General features: G+C 42.5%; 19 protein-coding genes. 9 read left to right on the forward strand and 10 right to left on the reverse strand.

The annotated features are described in order from the left end of the window. Nucleotides 1–498 (forward strand): (R)-mandelonitrile lyase, encoded by a 498-nt coding sequence (locus ACOSVQ_RS08195; RefSeq protein WP_491982056.1) that lies wholly within the window; start codon nucleotides 1–3, stop codon nucleotides 496–498. Nucleotides 499–582: 84 nt separating this feature from the next. Next, nucleotides 583–1,194, forward strand: coding sequence for an NAD(P)H-dependent oxidoreductase (locus tag ACOSVQ_RS08200; RefSeq protein WP_491982057.1), 612 nt, complete (start codon nucleotides 583–585; stop codon nucleotides 1,192–1,194). 211 nt (nucleotides 1,195–1,405) lie between these two features. Here ACOSVQ_RS08200 and ACOSVQ_RS08205 read toward each other — a convergent pair whose 3' ends face one another. Then, entirely contained in the window at nucleotides 1,406–2,332 is a 927-nt protein-coding gene (locus ACOSVQ_RS08205) for a LysR family transcriptional regulator (RefSeq protein WP_491982058.1), read from the reverse strand. Between the two features lie 128 nt (nucleotides 2,333–2,460). On the opposite strand from ACOSVQ_RS08205, the gene ACOSVQ_RS08210 reads away from it, so the two are divergent. Continuing rightward, nucleotides 2,461–3,375, forward strand: coding sequence for an alpha/beta hydrolase (locus ACOSVQ_RS08210; protein ID WP_491982059.1), 915 nt, complete (start codon nucleotides 2,461–2,463; stop codon nucleotides 3,373–3,375). A gap of 71 nt (nucleotides 3,376–3,446) precedes the next feature. After that, nucleotides 3,447–4,385, forward strand: coding sequence for an alpha/beta hydrolase (locus tag ACOSVQ_RS08215; protein ID WP_491982060.1), 939 nt, complete (start codon nucleotides 3,447–3,449; stop codon nucleotides 4,383–4,385). 202 nt (nucleotides 4,386–4,587) lie between these two features. Here ACOSVQ_RS08215 and paeA read toward each other — a convergent pair whose 3' ends face one another. Then, the gene (paeA, locus tag ACOSVQ_RS08220; protein ID WP_491982061.1) at nucleotides 4,588–5,892 is read right to left on the reverse strand and encodes a polyamine export protein PaeA; all 1,305 of its coding nucleotides are present in this window, start codon (nucleotides 5,890–5,892) and stop codon (nucleotides 4,588–4,590) included. Nucleotides 5,893–6,100: 208 nt separating this feature from the next. Beyond that, entirely contained in the window at nucleotides 6,101–7,720 is a 1,620-nt protein-coding gene (locus ACOSVQ_RS08225; protein WP_491982062.1) for a methyl-accepting chemotaxis protein, read from the reverse strand. A gap of 257 nt (nucleotides 7,721–7,977) precedes the next feature. Between ACOSVQ_RS08225 and ACOSVQ_RS08230 the strand changes: the two genes are divergently transcribed. Then, complete coding sequence (locus tag ACOSVQ_RS08230; protein WP_491982063.1) at nucleotides 7,978–8,328, forward strand: DOPA 4,5-dioxygenase family protein; 351 nt, start codon at nucleotides 7,978–7,980, stop codon at nucleotides 8,326–8,328. Between the two features lie 97 nt (nucleotides 8,329–8,425). Here the strand turns inward: ACOSVQ_RS08230 and ACOSVQ_RS08235 are convergent, their stop codons facing one another. Then, the gene (locus ACOSVQ_RS08235) at nucleotides 8,426–9,049 is read right to left on the reverse strand and encodes a DsbA family protein (RefSeq protein WP_491982064.1); all 624 of its coding nucleotides are present in this window, start codon (nucleotides 9,047–9,049) and stop codon (nucleotides 8,426–8,428) included. A 113-nt stretch (nucleotides 9,050–9,162) separates the two neighbouring features. Between ACOSVQ_RS08235 and ACOSVQ_RS08240 the strand changes: the two genes are divergently transcribed. Together ACOSVQ_RS08240 and ACOSVQ_RS08245 are read left to right on the forward strand one after the other, a co-directional pair. Further along, nucleotides 9,163–10,056, forward strand: coding sequence for a LysR family transcriptional regulator (locus tag ACOSVQ_RS08240; RefSeq protein WP_491982065.1), 894 nt, complete (start codon nucleotides 9,163–9,165; stop codon nucleotides 10,054–10,056). A gap of 58 nt (nucleotides 10,057–10,114) precedes the next feature. Next, nucleotides 10,115–10,624, forward strand: coding sequence for a GNAT family N-acetyltransferase (locus tag ACOSVQ_RS08245; RefSeq protein WP_491982066.1), 510 nt, complete (start codon nucleotides 10,115–10,117; stop codon nucleotides 10,622–10,624). Between the two features lie 30 nt (nucleotides 10,625–10,654). Here ACOSVQ_RS08245 and ACOSVQ_RS08250 read toward each other — a convergent pair whose 3' ends face one another. Beyond that, a complete protein-coding gene (locus ACOSVQ_RS08250) occupies nucleotides 10,655–11,557 on the reverse strand; it encodes a LysR family transcriptional regulator (protein WP_491982067.1) in 903 nt (300 codons plus the stop codon). A 99-nt stretch (nucleotides 11,558–11,656) separates the two neighbouring features. Here ACOSVQ_RS08250 and ACOSVQ_RS08255 point away from each other — a divergent pair, with 99 nt between their 5' ends. Then, the gene (locus ACOSVQ_RS08255) at nucleotides 11,657–12,451 is read left to right on the forward strand and encodes a TSUP family transporter (RefSeq protein WP_491982068.1); all 795 of its coding nucleotides are present in this window, start codon (nucleotides 11,657–11,659) and stop codon (nucleotides 12,449–12,451) included. A 100-nt stretch (nucleotides 12,452–12,551) separates the two neighbouring features. On the opposite strand, the gene ACOSVQ_RS08260 is transcribed toward ACOSVQ_RS08255, so the two are convergent. After that, entirely contained in the window at nucleotides 12,552–12,926 is a 375-nt protein-coding gene (locus tag ACOSVQ_RS08260; RefSeq protein WP_165313977.1) for a winged helix-turn-helix transcriptional regulator, read from the reverse strand. Between the two features lie 154 nt (nucleotides 12,927–13,080). Here ACOSVQ_RS08260 and ACOSVQ_RS08265 point away from each other — a divergent pair, with 154 nt between their 5' ends. Continuing rightward, nucleotides 13,081–13,914, forward strand: coding sequence for an SDR family oxidoreductase (locus ACOSVQ_RS08265; RefSeq protein WP_491982069.1), 834 nt, complete (start codon nucleotides 13,081–13,083; stop codon nucleotides 13,912–13,914). A gap of 65 nt (nucleotides 13,915–13,979) precedes the next feature. Here ACOSVQ_RS08265 and ACOSVQ_RS08270 read toward each other — a convergent pair whose 3' ends face one another. The 4 genes from ACOSVQ_RS08270 to ACOSVQ_RS08285 all read right to left on the reverse strand — a co-directional run bounded on the left by ACOSVQ_RS08270 (nucleotide 13,980) and on the right by ACOSVQ_RS08285 (nucleotide 19,697). Beyond that, entirely contained in the window at nucleotides 13,980–14,516 is a 537-nt protein-coding gene (locus ACOSVQ_RS08270; RefSeq protein ID WP_491982070.1) for a DUF3750 domain-containing protein, read from the reverse strand. 98 nt (nucleotides 14,517–14,614) lie between these two features. Further along, entirely contained in the window at nucleotides 14,615–15,784 is a 1,170-nt protein-coding gene (locus ACOSVQ_RS08275; RefSeq protein WP_491982071.1) for an iron-containing alcohol dehydrogenase, read from the reverse strand. A 374-nt stretch (nucleotides 15,785–16,158) separates the two neighbouring features. Further along, nucleotides 16,159–17,931, reverse strand: a complete 1,773-nt coding sequence (locus tag ACOSVQ_RS08280) for an ABC transporter ATP-binding protein (protein ID WP_491982072.1) — start codon at nucleotides 17,929–17,931, stop codon at nucleotides 16,159–16,161. Continuing rightward, nucleotides 17,928–19,697 (reverse strand): ABC transporter ATP-binding protein, encoded by a 1,770-nt coding sequence (locus ACOSVQ_RS08285; protein WP_491982073.1) that lies wholly within the window; start codon nucleotides 19,695–19,697, stop codon nucleotides 17,928–17,930. Before ACOSVQ_RS08285 ends, ACOSVQ_RS08280 begins: the two co-directional genes overlap by 4 nt. Nucleotides 19,698–19,952: the final 255 nt, after the last annotated feature.

The following is a 19,952-nucleotide window of genomic DNA, read 5'->3' on the forward strand; positions in this document are numbered from 1 at the left end:
ATGAACAATAACTTGGCTTTAATAATGCTATCTGGCGTTATTTCTTTATCTTCGTTTGTTTCTAGCGCAGTTGCTTCTGACAGCACGTCAGCTGAGCAACAGGTTTACCGAGCAAAAGATCTTAATTCATTTGTTGGTCCTGAAAATCTGTTCACTGGACATGTCAAAGTGGACATGTTGTTTCCAGAGAATGAAGTGGCTAACTACAGCGCTGCCTACGTCACATTTGACAAAGGCGCGAGAACAGCTTGGCATACGCATCCGGCGGGTCAGCATATGATCGTAACATCTGGCGTCGCTTTGACGGGTACAAGAGATGGCAAAGTTATCCGATTTGCAGAGAATGAAAGCGTTTGGTGCCCACCAGGTATCGACCATTGGCATGGTGCTACACCTGAAGCTCCAATGACACATCTTGTTGTTACTGCGTCAAAAGATGGCAAAAACGTAATTTGGAAAGAGAAAGTTACTGACGAGCAATATACATCAGGTCAATAACTTATCATTTAAATAAACAAAAACTCATCACTGACTAGAGCGGTGATGAGTTGTTTTAACTGGCTAAATAATAGGTGTATCCATATGGGTATAAAATTAAGCTTTTCAAAATTATCTACTCTACTTGTCACAATACAGATACTGTTTATTGCTTTGACAAATATGGCTAATGCCGCCGAAGCACCCAAGACAAACATTAAAACTCTAGTGATAGTTTCTCACCCATATCCAGAACGCTCAGTGATGACAAAAGGTTTGCAACAAGCTGCTGAAAGTGTTGAAGGGGTAACCGTAAGAAACTTGGAAACGCTTTATGGCTTTGATACAAGAGCGATCGATGCACCGAAAGAAAAGGAACTAACAAGGGCGCATGACCGTATTGTTTTTATGTTTCCTACACACTGGTTCAATATTACGCCGATGATGAAAGCTTATATGAATGATGTCTGGGGTAGTGTGGGACCTGGATTGTGGCAAGGCAAAGAAATGCTCCTTGTTACTACTGCTGCAGGCGGCAGTTCAACGTATGGTGAATCAGGAAGAATCGGTGTGGCTCTAGAAGATGTCTTTACACCAATGAAGGCAAGTGCATTGCACGCAGGGATGACTTTTTTGAAACCATTAGCTTTTCAATCGGTTTCTAGTTCTAAACTTGCTGATTACCAACAGCAGTTGATTGAGCGTTTGCAGCGTTAATGTCGAATAACGTTAGTGACTTGCGATTGAATTAGTATAAATGCGGTTAACATTCTGAATGTGGGCTGTATTTGGAGCCAAAAGTAGCTATGACCATCTTCGATTTAGATATGTTTTGCTAATTTGTTTTTGCTCTGAAGTGAGGCAGGTTACTGGTATTTCGTTTAATTAGCTACAGAGCTTTTCTCTATTAAAAACTATTGGATAACTACTATTTTGGTTTAAGAAGTTCGCGCTTTTCGACTAAAAAATCCATTAGCACGCGGATTTTTTTAGGCATATGTTCCCTAGAAGGGATATATAAGTAAAACCCTGGAAACGATTTACACCAAGGTGTGAGAATTCGGGTTAGCCTACCTTCGTTAATGTGTTTTTCCACCCACAAATCAATATGTTTCACTAAACCTACACCCTGTATTGCTGCCTGTAACATGCTATGGTCATCGTTGAACACAGCATTACCTTTTGGCTCGAAGACTACGGTGTGCTTCTCGACATCGGGAGAAGTCAGTGACCAATGATCTATTGTTCCGCTCGAGGTAAAACGGTAAGCAAGGCAGTTGTGTGTTTCTAGATCCTCTGGTTTCTCCGGAATGCCATTTCTTTTGAAATAATCTGGAGAGCCAACGATTGCAGTTGTTAATGGTGGAGTAATCGGAACAGCAACCATGTGTTCATCCAAACTTATTCCTAACCGAATACCGGCATCAACACCGTCAGCAACAATGTTAGAAAACCCATCATCCATAATTAGCTCTAAACGTATTTTAGGATAACGAGTTAGGAATTCACCTAGGTGAGGCTCAATAAGCAACCGAGCAGCGGTTCTCGATACACTAATTCGAATTAATCCTGAAGGCTCGATATGAGATTCGTTCAGTTCATTAACGACTTGCTCAATACTCATCAATGAAGGCTGCAAAATATCAAGCAGACGCTGCCCCTCGTCAGTCAACGACATATTTCTGGTTGTACGATTGATTAAACGTACTTGTAGTTGTTGTTCTAACGCTTTCAGGTGCTGTGATAAGGCAGCACGGGTTATCCCCATTTCTGAGGCCGCTTTAGTGAAACTGCGATGGCGAGCAATATGTGCAAACCATGTCAGTGATGAAAGTAAAGAAGGTTCTATTCGCATTTGTTAAGTATAACTAAACAGTCATGTAGGTAAATCGATATTTATCCGAAACAGTGTGTTGACTAATATTACCTCGAAGCTTAGGTCAGCCTGAGATGAACAGTTAACCTCTAATGGAGAATGTCGCTATGTCTAAAGTCACTTTCAAAAATTTAAATGGTCAAGGTATCGAGATTTCTGCGGTTATTAACTTCCCTAAAGATTTTGATGCAACTAAACAGTATGCAGCCGTTGTTGTTTCGCACCCAGGTGGCGGTGTGAAAGAACAAACAGCGGGTTTGTATGCAAAAAAACTGGCTGAAAACGGTCTAATCACTGTAGCGTTCGACCGCTCATACCAAGGTGAAAGCACGGGTGAGCCTCGTCAGATGGAAAATCCTTATACGAGCACGGAAGATGTTAGTGCGGTCGTTGACTACCTAACCACTCTGGCTTATGTCCACAATGACAAAATTGGTGCGATGGGTATTTGTGCAGGTGCTGGCTATAGTGCAAATGCAGCCATTAATGACCGTCGCATTAAGGCTCTAGGTATGGTTAGTGCAGTAAATATTGGACAAATGTTCCGTAATGGTTGGGACAATTCGGTTAACGATTCTGACGCAGTCGGTTACTTAGAGTTTGGTTCGAATGCACGTACAACAGATGCTATTGGGTCTGAATACGCAATCATTCCATTAGCTCCTATTCGTGAAGAAGATGCACCAAACGCAGAATTGCGAGAGGCATGGGAGTATTACCACACGCCACGTTGTGAACATCCAAATGCTCCGGGTTTTGCTTTAACTCGTAACTTAAGCCAAATCATTACGTACGATGCATACCACAAAGCGGAAGCATTTTTGACTCAACCAATTCTTGCTGTCGTTGGTAGTGACGCAGGTAGTAAGTGGATGAGTGACGACCTATTGGGTCGTGCAGCGAGTGCCGACAAAACCTTATATGTCATCGATGGTGCGAACCACATGTCGCTATATGATGTTGCAGAATACGTCGATGACGCTGTATCTCAACTTTCATCTTTCTTCCAACGCTCTCTTTAATATTCCCAATGAAAGGCTCGATTGCTTGAGCCTTTCTACTCTCAAGGCTTTTTACTCTCAAGGTATGGATTATGAACACGCAAAAAATCACTTTCAGAAATGCTGATATGGTTTGGGATATTTCTGCATTAGTTATATTCCCAGAAGGTTTTAATGAATCAAAACGCTACCCAACAATGATAAGTGTTCATCCTTTTGGTAGTTGTAAAGAACAAACATCCAGCGCTGTCTATGGTAAGGCTCTAGCTGAGTTAGGATATGTCGTGATCGCGTTTGATGCTAGCTTTCAGGGAGAGTCGGGGGGATTGCCTCGTTACGTTGAAGATCCAAGTCAACGTGTAGAAGATATCAGTCGCGTTATCGACTATGCAGTGACTTTACCTTATGTCGATGAGAATCGAATTGGCGGTCTCGGTATCTGTGGCGGTGGTGGTTACATCATCAATTCAGCTCTAACCGAAAAACGCTTGAAAGTTGTCGTAGGTATTACGCCAGTCAACTTAGGTCGCCTATTCCGTGAAGGTTTTAGCATGTACGACCCTATCGCCAATCTTGAAGCTATGGCTGTACAGCGTACCGCCGAAGCGCGTGGCTCAGAATTGCAAATCAATGAACTTCTGCCTCCAAGTGTTGAATTTGCAAAAGAAAATGGATTAACAGAGCGAGATGTTTTTGAAGCGACTGAATACTATAAAACGCCACGTGGACAAACCGAAGGTGGAGCGACTCGTATGTTGTTTTCACATGCACAGAAAACATTGAGTTGGGATGCCTTTGCGTTTGCCGAAACGTTACTAACTCAGCCTGTTATGGCTGTGGTTGGCCAAAAGGTAGGGGCGTTTGGTGCTTATCGTGATGGACAAGAAATTTATGGTCGCTCTGTTCAATCACAAGACCGACAACTGGTTAATCTAGAAAATTGGTCTCACTATGAACTGTATGACCATCCTGAAGCAGTAAGTATGGCTATGGACAAGGTTTCTGCATTCCTTGAAAAGCACCTAAAGTGATCCAATAAGTTTGAATCGTGGACGTATGGCTAATCAGATATCAACACAGGAAATGCTAAGCAACTTTGATAAATTGGATTGAGTTATCTGCCCCAAGACAGTCAGATAGTATTTGCTGTCTTGAGTTTTCTTGAGGAAACAGCCTGATAAAGTACTGATACAGGCTTTTCTTACCATTGAAAAGCCTGTGCTCCAGTATTCGTTACTTATCGCTATCTCTATTTTCCACTCGAGTGACCAGCAATTGGTCTACTTTGTAGTCATCGATATCGACGACCTCAAATTTGTAGCCAGAGAAGACGATTGAGTCAGTGCGACGCGGGATTTTTTTCAGCATAAACATCATGAAGCCAGCGATGGTTTCGTAGTTTTGTGAATGTGGCAATTCGTCAATTTGTAGCGTGCGTATTACATCGGTGATAGGCGTTACGCCATCGATCAGCCAAGAATTTTCATCACGAGCTACAATTTGCTCTTCACCTTCGGCCAATACCCAACTGCCCATTACTGCGCTTTGTAAATCATTAAACGTCACTACGCCAAGCACTAATGCGTATTCGTTCATTACTACAGAGAAGTCGACGCGGTTGGTTTTAAAGTACTCCAATGCTTCGGATAAGCTTAACGTATCAGGGATGATCGGGCAGGTTTGTACCACACTGCTGCTTTTTAAATCCAAAGTCTGCTCGTTAATGAGCCGAATCAGCAGCTCCGTTGAATTGACAAAGCCCTTGATCGCATCGAGTTGCCCATCGCAAACAAGAAATTTGTGATGAGGGTTATCGGCGATTTTACGTTTTAGCATGGTTTCATCGTCGCCAAGTGAGAGAAAAGCGATATTATCGCGCGGAGTCATGGCTGAGGTGACCGGTATGGATTGCATCTGAAATACGCTTTCCATCATTTGTTGCTCGTTGGTATCGAGCACTCCAGCTTCTGCACCCGCATTCATCACCGCGTAAATATCATCACTGGTAATGTCGTCATTACGCTCTGCGGGGATGTGTAACAATCGAAAAATCAGCGTAGCCATTCCGTTAAACACGAATACGATGGGTTTGAGAATTAAAATGCACACCAATAGCGGCTTTACTAGGATCAAAGCAATGGTTTCTGGCATGGCCATGGCGATACGTTTAGGCATCAGGTCGGCAAGCAAAATAAATAGACTAGTGACCAAGATAAAAGAGAGTACAAAGCTGGTCTGTGCGAGCCACGTTGCTGGAACCCAATTGTTCAGTATGGCGGCGATGTGGGGAGTAAACGCTGATTCGCCGACGATACCGCCCATGATAGCAACGGCGTTTAAGCCAATTTGCACAACTGTGAAAAAGTTACCTGGGTGCGTTTGCAGCCCAAGGACCAAAGTGGCTCGGTGATCTCCATCATCTGCGAGTTGGCGCAGGCGAATTTTGCGCGCTGCAGCCAATGAGATTTCTGACATCGAAAAAAAACAACTGATTAAGATCAGTGCCATGATAATGGAGAGGTTTTCAAGTAGGCTCATGGAGGCTATCCGGATAGAAAAGTTACGCCATTCTATCCACAACTGACCACGAGATTGAGAAAATTTCCACTAAACCATTTTATCGTGACGATAATTAACCTTGAATTTCATGGCTCAGCTTTACAAAAGAATTATCTGTGCCGGTGGTTAACCGGCACTTTTGAGATATTGTATTTTATATAAAGTCTACACCGCTCGGTTGGACTTATCAGACACGAAACACACTCAGTAGCTTTTTCTGACTCTCAGATTCTTGTGCTAGTGCTCGGCTAGCATTGGTGCTTTCCGCGATACCCAACACATTCTGGTTAACAATATCGACAGTTAATGCAATGTTTGAAGATATGTCTTCAGTGACACTCGATTGCTCGCTAGCCGCCGTTGCGACCATTGAGTTTACGTCAGAAATTGTATTTACAGACTCAGTAATTCCTTTGAACGCTTCCTGAACGCTATGGGCTACTTGTTGAGAGTCGTCAATCAACTTGGTGTTTGATTTCATGAACTGGTCAGCTTTTTCTGCTTGGGTTTGTAGCTTGGTAATGATCTCTTGGATATCGATGGTTGATTGCTGAGTTTTCGCGGCTAATGAACGAACTTCGTCCGCAACAACCGCAAAACCTCGACCAGCTTCACCAGCTCGCGCCGCTTCGATTGCTGCATTAAGTGCCAGAAGATTTGTTTGTTCTGAAATGCTGTTGATGACTTCGATCACCGCACCGATTTCAGTTGAATACTCTTTTAACTGGTTCACCAACTTCGTTGCTTCGGTTATGGATTCTCCAATTTTTAGCGAGATGTCATTGGACTTAATCAGCGATTTGTTGCCGATTTCAACGTTGGTAATGGCTTCATTTGCCGCTGTTTCAGCGTTGGCTGCGTTTTGGCTCATTTCCAATGCAGTGCTCGACATTTCGTTCAAAGCCGTAGCGATTTGCTCTACTTGGGAGAGCATATTTTGAGAGTTATGGTCGGCCTGATTCATGGCAGAGGCCAATGTTTCCGAAGAGCCTGCAACGTTATTGGCAACCGAAACAAGCTGACTGGTTAAGTTAGACAGATTGGCTGCGGTTTTATTGTAGCTTTCGGCAAGTACGCCTAATTCATTTTTGCCTAAATGGTCGATACGAGTTGTTAGATCGCCATCAGCCATTTTGGTCATGGCATCCTGTACTTGCTTAATTGATGAAGTGAGGTTCTTGGCAATGAGCACGCCAGTGAAAATAACGATAATAATCACGGCTACAACAACCCACATCATCAAGCTGATGGATTCACCGTAGAGAATATCACCATATTCACTGGCCTTTGTTGCTGAAAGTTCATTCAGGTCAGACAGCTTCAATAACACGTCCGAATATTCTCTGTAGGCATCTCGTGAAGTGCCCAAAAATAGATCTTTAGCTTCTTGGTTTTTGTTTTGTTCCGACAGCGACAGCAATGATTTTTGAATGTTCAGATAGTTGTCATATTTCTTTTTGAAGTCTTGTAGCAAGCGACTTTCTTCATCGCTGGATACCAGTTTTTCATAGGCTGAAAGCGTTTCGTTGACCTCTGATTTAATATTCTGAATTGATTGATCCGCTTGCTTAATCTGTGCAGCATCAGTTGAGATAATATGTACTGATTCTACGTTTCTTAGATCTGCTGTTTGGGTGTTAATTCGTTCGATGAGCTGAACAGAAGGTAACCAATTGGTCGAAATGATCGTCGATTGGTTATTGATTGTGCCCATTTGAGTGATTGAGATCCAAACTAGACCTAATAGAGCAATGACAGGGATGGTGAAGCCACCAAAAAGTAGTACGCCAATTTTAATGTTCCGCATAGTTATTCTCATCCTGTTGAGGTTCTGAAAGGTTGATCCGTTACATCATTGGACAGTATAGACGGTATTTCTGGGCATAATGTGTGATGAGGGGATAGCACTAATAGATTAAAGGTGAGATATTTTTACTAGACTCTCAATGAATTAAATTAATACTTTAGTAAACAACGCAAACTATCGAATCTAGGATTAAATGTATGAATTTGTATATTATTTATGCTTGGAATCGAAACAGATAACTAAGAGAAGTAACGTTTATGACTGAGGTTAAGAGACCAATCAACTCGCATCGTGCATATCATGCACATGTGTATTTTGAACAAGAGACATTGCAGTTTGCTACCGATCTTTGCCATAAAGCGGGTGAACTTTATCCAGTAGCCGTCGGGAGAGTGCATCAAAAGTTGGTTGGCCCTCATACAAAGTGGAGTTGTCAGTTGAAATTTACTTCGAGGGATTTTGACCACCTTATTACTTGGCTTGATGAAAATCGAAAAGGTTTAAGTGTTTTGGGTCATGCTTTGTCTGGTGATGAACTTGAGGACCATACTATTTACGCTTATTGGCTTGGTGAAGCTGTACCTTTGGATCTATCTGAATTCCAATAGCTGTTTATAACGTCTGGTTAAGATTCAAGTTTTGAACAGGCCGCCACTATGGCAGTGTCGGCATTCTTTAGTTGTTTTGCGGAGAAGCTATGGCAACTTAAATAGACGTTAAGTAACTTTTCCAATCGTTTATTCGACCGTAATGTTGTTCATGTGGCAGCTTCATTAATGAGTCCTCACGCTCTGCGATAAGAGTCGGGTAGCCAGAAACGTGCAACTCACGCATAAGAAGGTGACTTTGATTGATGGTTTCATCAAGCAGTCTTTCAGTTTCTTCTGACGCCATCAGTTCGAGCCACTTTGAGTCATCGATATCAAATTGTTGGACGAGCTTGTGGAGCTCTTCCAACTTATATACTTCTAGCCCTTGAACATAGTGAGCTTGCTGAATTGCTTTGAGCATTTTATAGCTGCTCACGCCAAGTTGTTGTGCACTTAGGATGGCTTTGGTCGTTAGCATTGAATCCACAATAAACTCATTGCTGGTTCTCAGTCGCGTTGTGTAATTTTCACCAAATTTTACACCTGTTAATGCGGCTATTCGTGGGTCAGCGGCTAGAATATGTTGCTTAAAATGCTCAGAAAGGGCGCTTTTTTCAATCATTCCACCAGGGTGAAAAATCAAGTTCAAATTAGGGTTTTCTTCTATTGCTTGAATTAGCGAAGATGCGCCGTAGCACCAGCCGCACATAGGATCATAGAAATAGTGAATATTGGTCATGTTATTGTTCCTGAACGGGTCTATTCGTTTATTTGTAACTAATATAGTGAATTGATAAGTTCAGAAAAATAGCTAATTATAGACATCAGTGTTTCATAAAACGATCTAATTAAATGGACAGATTAACTGCAGCAAGAGTGTTTATCGATGTTGCTCAGTCGGGTAGTTTTACTTTAACAGCAGACCGATTGAACATGTCACGACCTATGGTGACACGTTATATCGAATCGATGGAAGAGTGGTTGAATGCAAGATTACTTCACCGTACAACAAGGAAAGTAACGTTAACTTCAGCAGGAGAAAACTGCTTGAAGCAGGTGGAAAGCTGGCTGCTTGCCGGGGAAGCATTAGTCGATTTAACACAGACTGAAGTAGCCGATTCTCTGAAAGGCCGAATCAAAGTCTCTGCAAGTATGTCTTTTGGCTTCTCCCAGTTAATACCCGTGACTAAACTCTTCATGGAAAAGTACCCAGATGTTGTGGTTGATATCAATGTTGAGGACACCATTACAGATTTAGTCGAGCAGCAAATTGATTTAGCGATCAGAATTTCATCCAACCCAGATTCATCATTAATCGGTAAACCTATCGCAGATTGCCATTCGGTTTTAGTGGCGTCTCCGCTTTATTTAGCCAAGAAAAAGCCGATTAAGACTCCCAAGGATTTATTGAACCATAAGTGTCTTGGCTATAAACATTTCGAGCAACATGTTTGGCACATGAACTGTGGTAATAAACATGAGTCGGTTGAAATAAAACCCTGCTTAACCGCCAACGAAGCAACGGTGTTGTTGCATGCGGCTAAAGCTTCGATGGGTGTAACACTGCAACCTACGTATCTCGTTTCCGAAGAGATAAAATCAGGTTCATTATTCCATGTCTTACCTGAATGGAAGCCGAATACGCTGACGATTTATGCCCTCTATTCTTCAAGAAAATATCTATCCAAAGCGGTACGAGCCTATATCGATTTTGTCTCTGAATATTTTTCGATTCAGAGATGGTAGTGTTCTAACAATAATGGCTACAGTTACCGAACTCTTAACCAAGTAAAAAGGCAAATGAATGAAACGGATATGTGAAACAGAAAGATTAGTCATCAGGCAGTTTGAGTTAACTGACGCTGATTTTATTGTTCGTCTGCTCAATGAAGCTGGTTTTATCCGTTTTATTGGAGACAAGAATGTTAGAAGTGTTGCCGATGCGGTTTCTTATCTAACGAACGGCCCGATATCCAGTTATCAAAAGAACGGTTTTGGCCTAAATATGGTTGAATTGAAAGAGAACCAAACTCCGATAGGCATGTGTGGAATATTAAAAAGGCCGGAGTTAGATGCCCCCGATTTAGGCTATGCTTTTTTGTCTCAATATCACGGGAATGGCTATGCAAGAGAAGCTGCGCAAGCGGTATTAAATAGCGAACTTCCAAAGCAAAAGTTAGATAAAGTGTTTGCTGTTACATTCCCTGATAATAAAGCTTCGAATCGTTTATTAAGCGACGTGGGTTTTATACAGACAGGGACAATGGAACTATACGGTTCTGAAAATAATCTGTTTGAATATTTCGTGTCTTAGCACGTAACAAAGCAATATATAATTGTAGAGTCACAATCTCGCTGGAAGCTTTTGCTTAACGTAGTCCAAAAATGCCGACACTTTTTGTGAGCGATGAAACTGATCCGAGGAAAGTAGGGCAACGATGTCTGCTTCCTGAAGTTGATATTCCGGTAAAACCCGAACCAATTTACCCGCTTTTAATTCTTCTTTTACGTCCCATTCAGAACGTTGAATGATCCCTTGCCCGTCAATACACCAGTTCTTCGTTACTCTGCTGACATTACTGGAAAGCACTGGTAGAACACGCACACTGGTTTCACGTTGAGTATCAATATGCGTTAAGCGCCACATTGTGGCATCTTCATCGTTTTCTCTTAAGGCGATACAACGGTGTAACTCCAAATCTTGAGGTTCTTCCAATGGTGGTGCTGATTTTAGGTATTCAGGTGAGGCTAGTAATAATCTTCGGTTCTTAGATAACACAATTCGTTTAAGGGCTGAGTCTTGCAAATGTCCTATATAGAACATGATGTCAGGGCTGTTGTGTACAGACCATTTTGGGATATCTGAAAGGAAAAGGTCAATACGAAGTGAGGGGTATAACGACTGAAATTCTGCCGCTAAAGGGCCTATGTGTTTCTCACCAAAGCCAAGTGACGAAACGAGCTTTAACTCTCCCGAAATAGCCAGTTTTTTATCCGACACATCTTGAGTTAAGTGTTCAAGATCTTTTAATAGTTGCTGTCCTTTACTCGCTAACACTTCTCCTTCTGTGGTTAAAGAGGTTAATCGAGCATTTCGGTCAATCAACTTAACGCCCAGTTTTCTTTCAATATTTTGTAAACGCTGAGATACGCTTGGCGGTGTTACATTCAATTTTCTCGCTGCCGCAGCCAGTGAACGACTACCCGCTACAGTAATGAAAAATTCAATATCCTGAGATGAAAGCATTAAGTTCAACTTTAATGAAGGAGTTAGTTTTCGTTAATTTAACTACATATGACGCAGTGATACAAATAGCCATACAAAATTTAATTCACTAGGTGATATATGGAAAATGTTGTGAATCTCAGCATGGCGGAATGGGTTTATGTGTTCTTATTTTTGGTTGCAGTGGTTGCCGGAGTCGTTGATGCAATTGCTGGTGGCGGCGGGCTAATAACAGTGCCGAGTTTATTGCTTGTTGGGCTTCCTCCCATGACGGTTTTAGGGACAAATCGTCTGCAGGCTGTGATTGGTGAACTGACAACATCTGTGATGTTTATAAGGAACAAGCAGTTCCCCGCCAAAGGACTTGTTTTGGGGGTAATCTTCACTTTGATAGGTGCAACATTAGGTACTTTCTCTGTTGGTGTAATGGATAAGGAAATTCTGGAAAAATTGCTACCAGTGCTAATGGTGGGCATTACTTTCTATTCAATTTTTGCTAAGAAATTGAAAGTGACAGAAGCGAGTGCCGCTTTGTTGTCGAATGTTCGCTTTATGATGATATGTGGAATTTTGATTGGCTTTTATAACGGTTTCTTTGGGCCGGGCACTGGTTCTTTCTGGATGTTGGCTTTTGTTACGTTACTTGGTTACACCATTAAACAAGCAACAATGGCGACAAAACCCTTAAACCTAATAGGCAATGTTATATCTCTCATTCTGTTCATCTGGCTAGGGCACGTAGACTATCAATTGGGTTTAATCATGGGAGCAGGGCAGATCATAGGATCTATCATTGGTAGTAAATGTGTTATCTCGTTTGGTTCACGTCTCGTACGCCCTGTGTTTATCGCCGTCACTCTCATCATGACCAGCAAGCTAATCTATGAGAACCTTACTTCGGGTTGGTTGGTTTAGCTCGACTAGGCCGGATAGCACATTCAAAAATACGCTGTATATGTGCAGCTTTATTAATACACATACAGCGTAATTTAGTAAAAAGACGGTCGTCGAAAGTCTAATTTGTTAGCTCTAACTTCGAATCATAATCTTCTTGAGCTGCAAGTACTGCATCCATATTTTGTTCTGCCCAGTGAGCAAGTGCAGCTACGGCTTCTGTTAGCGTATTACCTAATGGTGTAAGCGCATATTCAACAGTAACTGGAACGGTTGGAAAAACGGTTCTTGTTACGAGTCCATCACGTTCTAGTTTCTTCAATGTTTGTGATAACACCTTTTGAGATATGCCTTTGATATCTTTTTTAAGGTGATTAAAACGCACTGGCTCATGGCTGAGCTTATCCAAAATGAGCATTGCCCACTTATCTGCAATGCGATCCAACACTGCTCTTGTCGGGCAGCGGTTTTCATAAACGTCGTACGCGAAATCCACGGTTTATCCTCTATGCTGAAATCACGAGATGGTTACTTCGAAGTTACCTTGTTACTAAAAAGTGCCTTCTTCACAACTCGTTTCGAAGAGTATAGATTAATCATCAAGTATCCATCAACTACAAAGTATCTAAAATATACTTAGGAGATTCAAAATGAGTAAAGTATTGGTATTAGGCGCATCAGGTAATGTTGGACGCCCATTAGTGGAAGAATTATTGGCTAAAGGTGAACAAGTAAAAGCGGCTTCTCGTAGCGGTAAAGCAATGGGTGCGGCTGAAGGTGTGGTGTTTGATTACAGCGATCCAACAACCTTTGACTCTGCATTTGAAGGTGTCGATCGCGCATACGTTATGCTCGCAGGCGGTTATGTAGCAATTAAAGAGTTATTGACCCCAGTGGTTGAAGCAGCAGCAGCGCGTAATGTAAAAGTTGTTTTTCAAAGCGTGTTAGGTGTAGATGCGGATGACTCTATTCCATATCGCCAAGTAGAGATAGCGCTTGAAAAATCAGGTGTTCCGTATGTTATTCTTCGCCCTAACTGGTTCTCAGATAACTTCCATACCTATTGGAAAGCGGGCATTGACCAAGGAGTGATCGCTGTTCCTGCTGCTGACGGAAAATCTAGCTTTATTGACGTGCGAGACATTGCTTCAAGTGCAGCAGCGGCTTTATTAACGGACAAATTTGACAATCAAGCGTTTAATCTAACTGGTCCAGAAGCTTTCAGCTATGCGGAAGCAGCAGCAAAAATCAGTTCAGCACTAGGTAAGCCTGTGCAATATCAAGCAATGGAAGACGTTGCATTCTGTGACATGCTAAAGAGTGTTGGAGTACCAGCTGACTACGCAGAATTCTTGACTTCGATTTTCTACCCAGTTCGCGAAGGTTGGACTTCGGGTGTCAGTGATGCGGTTCAGGTGCTAACAGGCAAACCTGCACGCAGTTTGGATAGTTACATTAAGGATCATTTAGCTGATCTCTCTTAATACTAGGCAATAAAAAGCCATCGTCCTATATGTTGTTGGCGATGGCTTTTTTATTTGGATCTTGATTAGTCTGCGTAGCCAGAGCCTATAGCTCTGAAAGGCATTTTCAATCCTAACTCTGGAACTTGATTACCAACCCAAGCAGGGAAAGTATTGCTGTTCGGACCGGGGAAAAGGGTATATTCATTAGCCCATGGATAAAGGGCTACCACCTGCTGAATTTTAGGTATTAATAACTCAGCTTTTTCACCCTGAAGAGATAGAATTTTCTCTGGGCGAGCACCAAACCAATAGCGATCTGGAGTGTCAGTTGTATATTCATTCAGCGCAGGTTGCCGCCAACCAACTACTTCATAAACCGTATATTTATTTGCGTTTTGTGGTTTTACAGCAAGCCATGAATGTACGGCAAACCAACCGCGCCAACTGTATGCGTCGGCTGCATAGAACTCTATAACAGCTTCACTGACTTCGTTAGGATTCGGGGCAATCCCCGCGGGCTCTCGGCTAGCCGTACGCCAATCTTTCTCGGTACAGCCCATGAGCGAAAGACCAGCAAGTAGGGAAGTGAAGAGAGTGAAACCAATTCGTTTAAGTTTCATGTCATCCTCCTTGATTAACATAGCTCTTTTAAATGAAGGAATCAGATACAGGAAACCCATATCTGACCCTTTATTTTTAACTCACAATTTGAAAAGTATTAGTAACACTCTTCCAGAATGTTAAGCACTTCTTCTGTTGTCAGTTTCTTATAGCCATTACCTAGGATAATGGTTGATTCTGCGATTTTCGGTAGCATCTCTTTCGTCGCGCCAAGCTCTTCAAGTGAAGTCACGATGCCACATTCTTTGGTGAATGCTTCTAGTGCATCAATACCTTCTAGTGCGATTTGCTCTTTGGTTTTGCCTTCCGCTGATACACCCCAAACTTGAGTTGCAAAGCGAACAAACTTATCCAAACCAAATTTGTAGATTAGGCGGTAGTAAGGCAGAGAAACCGCAGCCAGACCCATACCATGCGCACAGTCAGTGTAAGCGCCTAGCTGGTGTTCAATCATGTGAACTTGCCAGTCTTGTGTTTTTGATAGGCCGGTAACTGTGTTAAGAGCCAAAGTCGCATTCCACATGATGTTGCTGCGTGCTTCATAATCTTGAGGATCTTTTAGCGCAACGCGTAGGTTGTCGATAGAAGATTTCAACAGGCTTTCAATCACATAATCAGTCGTGTTTGCACCTTGATCAGAGAAGTATTGCTCCATTAGGTGTGACATTGTGTCGAACACGCCACTGACCATTTGGTACTCAGATACAGTGAATGTGTATTCTGGGCTCAAGATTGAAAATTTAGGGTAGGCCATTGGTGGAAACACACGACCCGCTTTGGTTTTGCTTTCTTCGTGAGTGATAACAGAGCCACCGTTCATTTCAGAACCAGTTCCAACCATCGTCAGAATTGAAGCAACTGGCACTACTTCGTTTGAAACGTCTTGCCATTCAACCCAGTATTTTTGGAATGGGTCTTGCTCAGTACAGTAAGCTGCCACTGAAATGCCTTTCGCACAGTCAACAACTGAACCACCACCTACAGCAAGAATAAGATCTACCTTGTGCTCACGTACAAGCTCAACACCTTCCATCATTTTGCTGTATGTTGGGTTTGGCATTACACCAGAAAGCTCAACCACTTTTTTACCCGCAGCGGTTAGGCTAGCGATAACTTTATCGTAAAGGCCGTTTGATTTAATCGCATTACGACCGTAAACCAACATTACAGTGTCACCAAACTTTGGTAGCTCGCTATCCAATTTAGCCAGAGAGTCTTTACCAAAGTGAATGGTCGTTGGGTTGTAGTAAGAGAAATCTAATTGCATTGTCACACCCTTCTTGAGAGTTGCAGTTAACGTTCAGAATTACATTGACGCTAACCGTGTTATACACCCGCAAATAAAATGCAGATGACGTTTAATCTAAGACATATTTTAGTAATTCAAAATGTAAAAGAGAATGCCAGATCCTCTTTCAGTATTGCCTATTCGTCCAAATCGAATCTTTAACAGAGGGTCAAGAAAGTTAAATTCGTAGAATAACTATATCTAATCACATTGTTTTATATGGTTATTTGTTCTTTGGAATAGTAGCAGTTAGACATCAAGGATTGCTTAATGTTTTTTCGATTAGAAATGATCAGCGAGTTAGCTAATTGTATTTGCTAAAAAAAGAGTGGCTTAGTTGCCACTCTTTTTGCTTAACGTTCTGCTTCTGCAACCATACGCTCTTGTTGCTGAAGTTGGTACATGGCTTTATAGCGACCATGATCCAACCGCATCAACTCATTATGATTGCCTTGCTCGATAAGGTGTCCTTTATCAAGCACCAAAATTCGGTCGGCATGATGAATGGTGGAAAGGCGATGCGCTACCACGATCAGTGTCACTTTGCCTCTCAACTCATTTAAAGCGCGTTGAACGATTTGCTCAGTTTCACTGTCGATGTTGGCGGTTGCTTCATCCAACAACAAAATCTTAGGTGATCCTGCCAATGCGCGAGCAATGATCAATTGCTGCCTTTGACCTGTCGATAAGCGCAAGCCGCCTTCACCTAACTGGGTTTGATATCCGTCAGTCATCTGCATAATCACTTCATGCAAATGGGCTTGTTTAGCAGCTCGTTCTACGGCTTCTTGATTTAAGTTTCTACCCATATCGATGTTATCAAACACCGTTGTTGCTTGGACGAAGGGTTCTTGAGGGATAAAACCAATCAATTGACGTAGAGTCTTCGGCGAATACTGGCTGAGCTCGTGTCCATCAATTTTTATTGAACCTGCTTGTGGCTGATAGAAGTTCAATAGCAGGTTAAGCAGAGTCGATTTACCACTGCCAGTATGTCCTACGATGGCGAAGAACTTACCTGAATCAATCGTGGCATTGATGCTGTGCAGAACGGGTTTATTAGTTTGGTAGCTGAAGGTAAGATCTTCAATGCTTAAATCTCCTTGCTCAATCTCGTCCCAACGAACGTCTTTTTGTTCTAAAGAGGACTCTTGCAATAGCTCATAGACGCGATCGCCAGCTACAACTGCTTGTTGATATAAGCTAAAGCGCTGAGTGATCTCAACAAGCGGCTCAGTAAAACGACCAAGATAACTGAGGTAAGCATACAAAACACCGACTTCAGCCACGCCTTCAACCACTTGTAAGCCAAAGAACCATACTACGCCGGCAAGTATAAGAATACTGAGCAAGTTAATCGCAGGGCGAAGCAACATTGAGCCAACAATCACAGCTTTTAAGCGGGTGTCGTAATACTGGCTGTTAATGCCCTCGAACTGCTGCTGTTTGTTGTTTTGTTGGTTTGTCGCTTGAATAACCGTCATGCCGCTAATGGACTCATTCATCGTCGAGTTGATGTCTGAGCGCAGTTGTCGGCTTTGGGTTACCGCTTTCACACTGAACTTTTGGTAAAGGTAAATCAAGCTTACAACTGCCGGAATAAGTGTCAAAGCAACCAACATCAATTGAAGATCCAAAATCGCCATTGCGGTCAGGATACCGATGAGTAGCACTAAGTTAGCTAAGATGTTCGACAAAAACTGCACATAGATGTCTTTGATCGACTCTGTGTCATTAGTGATTCGGCTGACTAGTTGACCCGTGCGTGAGTAATCAAAGAACGAAACAGGCAGCGTCAAAACGTGCTTAAACAAGCGCTTGCGAATGTCCAATACGGCATTGAGTGCGATGTCCAAAAAGCGCAGCGTTTGTTGATACTTGAGGTATGTCCCAAGCAATACTGAGATAACAAACAGCGAAATCACGCCCACCACAGGCCAAACAGGGTAGTGGTTCTGCATAACGAATTCATCAATAAACACTTTACTGAGCATTGGACCGAGCACATCAAAGCCAGTTGCCAGTACTACCAGCATTAATGTTTTAATAAACAGCGACTTTTCAGCAAAGACATAACTCATCAGAAGCTTAACTGATCCTGAGTTGTTAGAAGATGATTTTTTCATAGCAGATCCTCCTCTAATGCTTGTTCCATTTGTTGATATGCCGCCATTCGAGAGTACCAACCATCAAGACTAATAAGTTGATTGTGTTTCCCGCGTTCAACAATTTCCCCATGAGAAAGGACAATGATTTCATCGGCGTGCTCAATAGCTGACAAGCGGTGGCTAACCACCACAACAGTTTGTTCTCTTCGTTGTTGTAAATGCTTAATGATCAGTTTCTCTGTTTTAATGTCGACGGCGGAGAGAGCGTCATCCAATTCCAATATCGGTGCTTGGCTTATGAGTGCACGAGCAATGGAAATTCGCTGTCTTTGTCCACCTGAGAGAGTCACACCGCGTTCGCCCACAAGAGTTTGATAGCCTTCTGGGAATTGCAGTATATCGTCGTGAATCGCAGCTAGTTTTGCTGCGTGATAAACGTCTTCATCGGTGGCGTTTGGCATGCCAATACGAATGTTTTCGATGATGGTCATACTGAACAGAAACGCATCTTGAGGTACGTACGCATACAGCCCTCGCAAATTGGCGAGTGGAATATTCGCAACTGGCACGCCTGAAACTGAAATACTACCGTGGGTAGATTCCCAGTAGCGCATTAGCAAATGCAGTAAGGTTGATTTACCTGAACCTGTGGCTCCGGTAATCCCTAACACTCGATTTTGCTCTACGGTCAGAGAAACATGCTTCAAGGTGCTATTTTTTAAGCTACTATTTTCTAAGACATTAGGCGCTGTATCAGGGTAGTTGAAAGTGACATCGTCGACAGAAAGAGCGTAACCTTCTGGTAGTGTTGTGCCTTTATCTGCAACAGAATCGGGTAGTTTCAACAATGACTCTAAACGACCAATAGCCGCGTTACCGCGCTGCAAAATGTTCATTAACCAACCAAATGCGTACATCGGCCAAATTAATTCAGACAAATACAGAGTAAAACTGGTTAGCTGACCAACCGTTAAACGACCTTCGCTAATTTGCCAACCACCGACGAGTAGGGCAATCAACAGGGCAGCCCCAAGGCTTAGCTGAATTATCGGATCAAACAGAGCTTCCGAGCGCTGCACATTGTAGGTGGTGCGTGCAGTTTGCTGGGCAATTTGCGAAAACTTGTCTGATTCAATCTCTTCTCGACCCATAGATTTAATCAAACGAATACCCGATACCGACTGCTGTGTTTGTTCGTTTAGGGTAGAGAAAGAATCTAATGTCTCTTTAAACTGGTGATGGATTCGATTCGACAGCTTATAGAAGCCGTATCCCATGAAAGGAAATGGGATGATGGCTAAAATCGCCAACTGCCAGTCGATGAAGATGAACATCATGATCAGCACCAGAATGAACGTAAGCAATCCATCAAAACCAGAAAGAATACCTTCACCAGCAGCAACTTCGACAGCATCAATATCGTTTGTGGCTCTCGCCATCAAATCACCAGTAGAGTGGATGTTGTAGAACGCTTGGCCCTGACGAAGCAGGCGATGATAAAACTGCTCTCGCAGTATGTTCCCCAACTTATAGGAAGTACCGAACAGCATTCTTCTCCAGCCATATCTAAGCAGGTACACCAGAATACTGACGCCTAAAAGGGCGAATAAATAGATTTCAGCCTGAGAAAAGTCTTTGGTTTGTAATAGCTTATCGATGGCATTACCAATAAGCCACGGCACCGCCATGTTGAGCATAGCGACGGCAAATAGCATCGATAACGCGATTGCGTAAGTAAAACGATGCTGACGGAAAAACCACTTTAGGTGTTGATATAACTGCATTGCTGAGTGTTCTTATAATTTATGGTGTACATCTGTAAAGAATGGAAGACTTGACCAATGACCTTTGAATGGAAAGGTTGAAAGGCGAGTACGAAATAAACTCTACCAACCTCACGTCCGTTTTTAAATCGAAATTTTGGTTAAGTTATCTTCGCTAAGGAAGAACAAAGAAATAGGCTGGGTAAACGCTCTTGTCGAGATATTTGCCCAGCCAGTAGAAGATGAGTGGTTAGGATTTCTTATCCAATGCTTAGT

This window comes from Vibrio sp. HM8-C (assembly GCF_058630515.1).

Bases quoted from the DNA above. Each gene is read 5' to 3' on its own strand.
- ACOSVQ_RS08195 (WP_491982056.1), top strand. From the start codon at position 1: ATGAACAATAACTTGGCTTTAATAATGCTATCTGGCGTTATTTCTTTA.
- ACOSVQ_RS08200 (WP_491982057.1), top strand. From the start codon at position 583: ATGGGTATAAAATTAAGCTTTTCAAAATTATCTACTCTACTTGTCACA.
- ACOSVQ_RS08205 (WP_491982058.1), bottom strand. From the start codon at position 2,332: ATGCGAATAGAACCTTCTTTACTTTCATCACTGACATGGTTTGCACAT.
- ACOSVQ_RS08210 (WP_491982059.1), top strand. From the start codon at position 2,461: ATGTCTAAAGTCACTTTCAAAAATTTAAATGGTCAAGGTATCGAGATT.
- ACOSVQ_RS08215 (WP_491982060.1), top strand. From the start codon at position 3,447: ATGAACACGCAAAAAATCACTTTCAGAAATGCTGATATGGTTTGGGAT.
- paeA (WP_491982061.1), bottom strand. From the start codon at position 5,892: ATGAGCCTACTTGAAAACCTCTCCATTATCATGGCACTGATCTTAATC.
- ACOSVQ_RS08225 (WP_491982062.1), bottom strand. From the start codon at position 7,720: ATGCGGAACATTAAAATTGGCGTACTACTTTTTGGTGGCTTCACCATC.
- ACOSVQ_RS08230 (WP_491982063.1), top strand. From the start codon at position 7,978: ATGACTGAGGTTAAGAGACCAATCAACTCGCATCGTGCATATCATGCA.
- ACOSVQ_RS08235 (WP_491982064.1), bottom strand. From the start codon at position 9,049: ATGACCAATATTCACTATTTCTATGATCCTATGTGCGGCTGGTGCTAC.
- ACOSVQ_RS08240 (WP_491982065.1), top strand. From the start codon at position 9,163: ATGGACAGATTAACTGCAGCAAGAGTGTTTATCGATGTTGCTCAGTCG.
- ACOSVQ_RS08245 (WP_491982066.1), top strand. From the start codon at position 10,115: ATGAAACGGATATGTGAAACAGAAAGATTAGTCATCAGGCAGTTTGAG.
- ACOSVQ_RS08250 (WP_491982067.1), bottom strand. From the start codon at position 11,557: ATGCTTTCATCTCAGGATATTGAATTTTTCATTACTGTAGCGGGTAGT.
- ACOSVQ_RS08255 (WP_491982068.1), top strand. From the start codon at position 11,657: ATGGAAAATGTTGTGAATCTCAGCATGGCGGAATGGGTTTATGTGTTC.
- ACOSVQ_RS08265 (WP_491982069.1), top strand. From the start codon at position 13,081: ATGAGTAAAGTATTGGTATTAGGCGCATCAGGTAATGTTGGACGCCCA.
- ACOSVQ_RS08270 (WP_491982070.1), bottom strand. From the start codon at position 14,516: ATGAAACTTAAACGAATTGGTTTCACTCTCTTCACTTCCCTACTTGCT.
- ACOSVQ_RS08275 (WP_491982071.1), bottom strand. From the start codon at position 15,784: ATGCAATTAGATTTCTCTTACTACAACCCAACGACCATTCACTTTGGT.
- ACOSVQ_RS08280 (WP_491982072.1), bottom strand. From the start codon at position 17,931: ATGAAAAAATCATCTTCTAACAACTCAGGATCAGTTAAGCTTCTGATG.
- ACOSVQ_RS08285 (WP_491982073.1), bottom strand. From the start codon at position 19,697: ATGCAGTTATATCAACACCTAAAGTGGTTTTTCCGTCAGCATCGTTTT.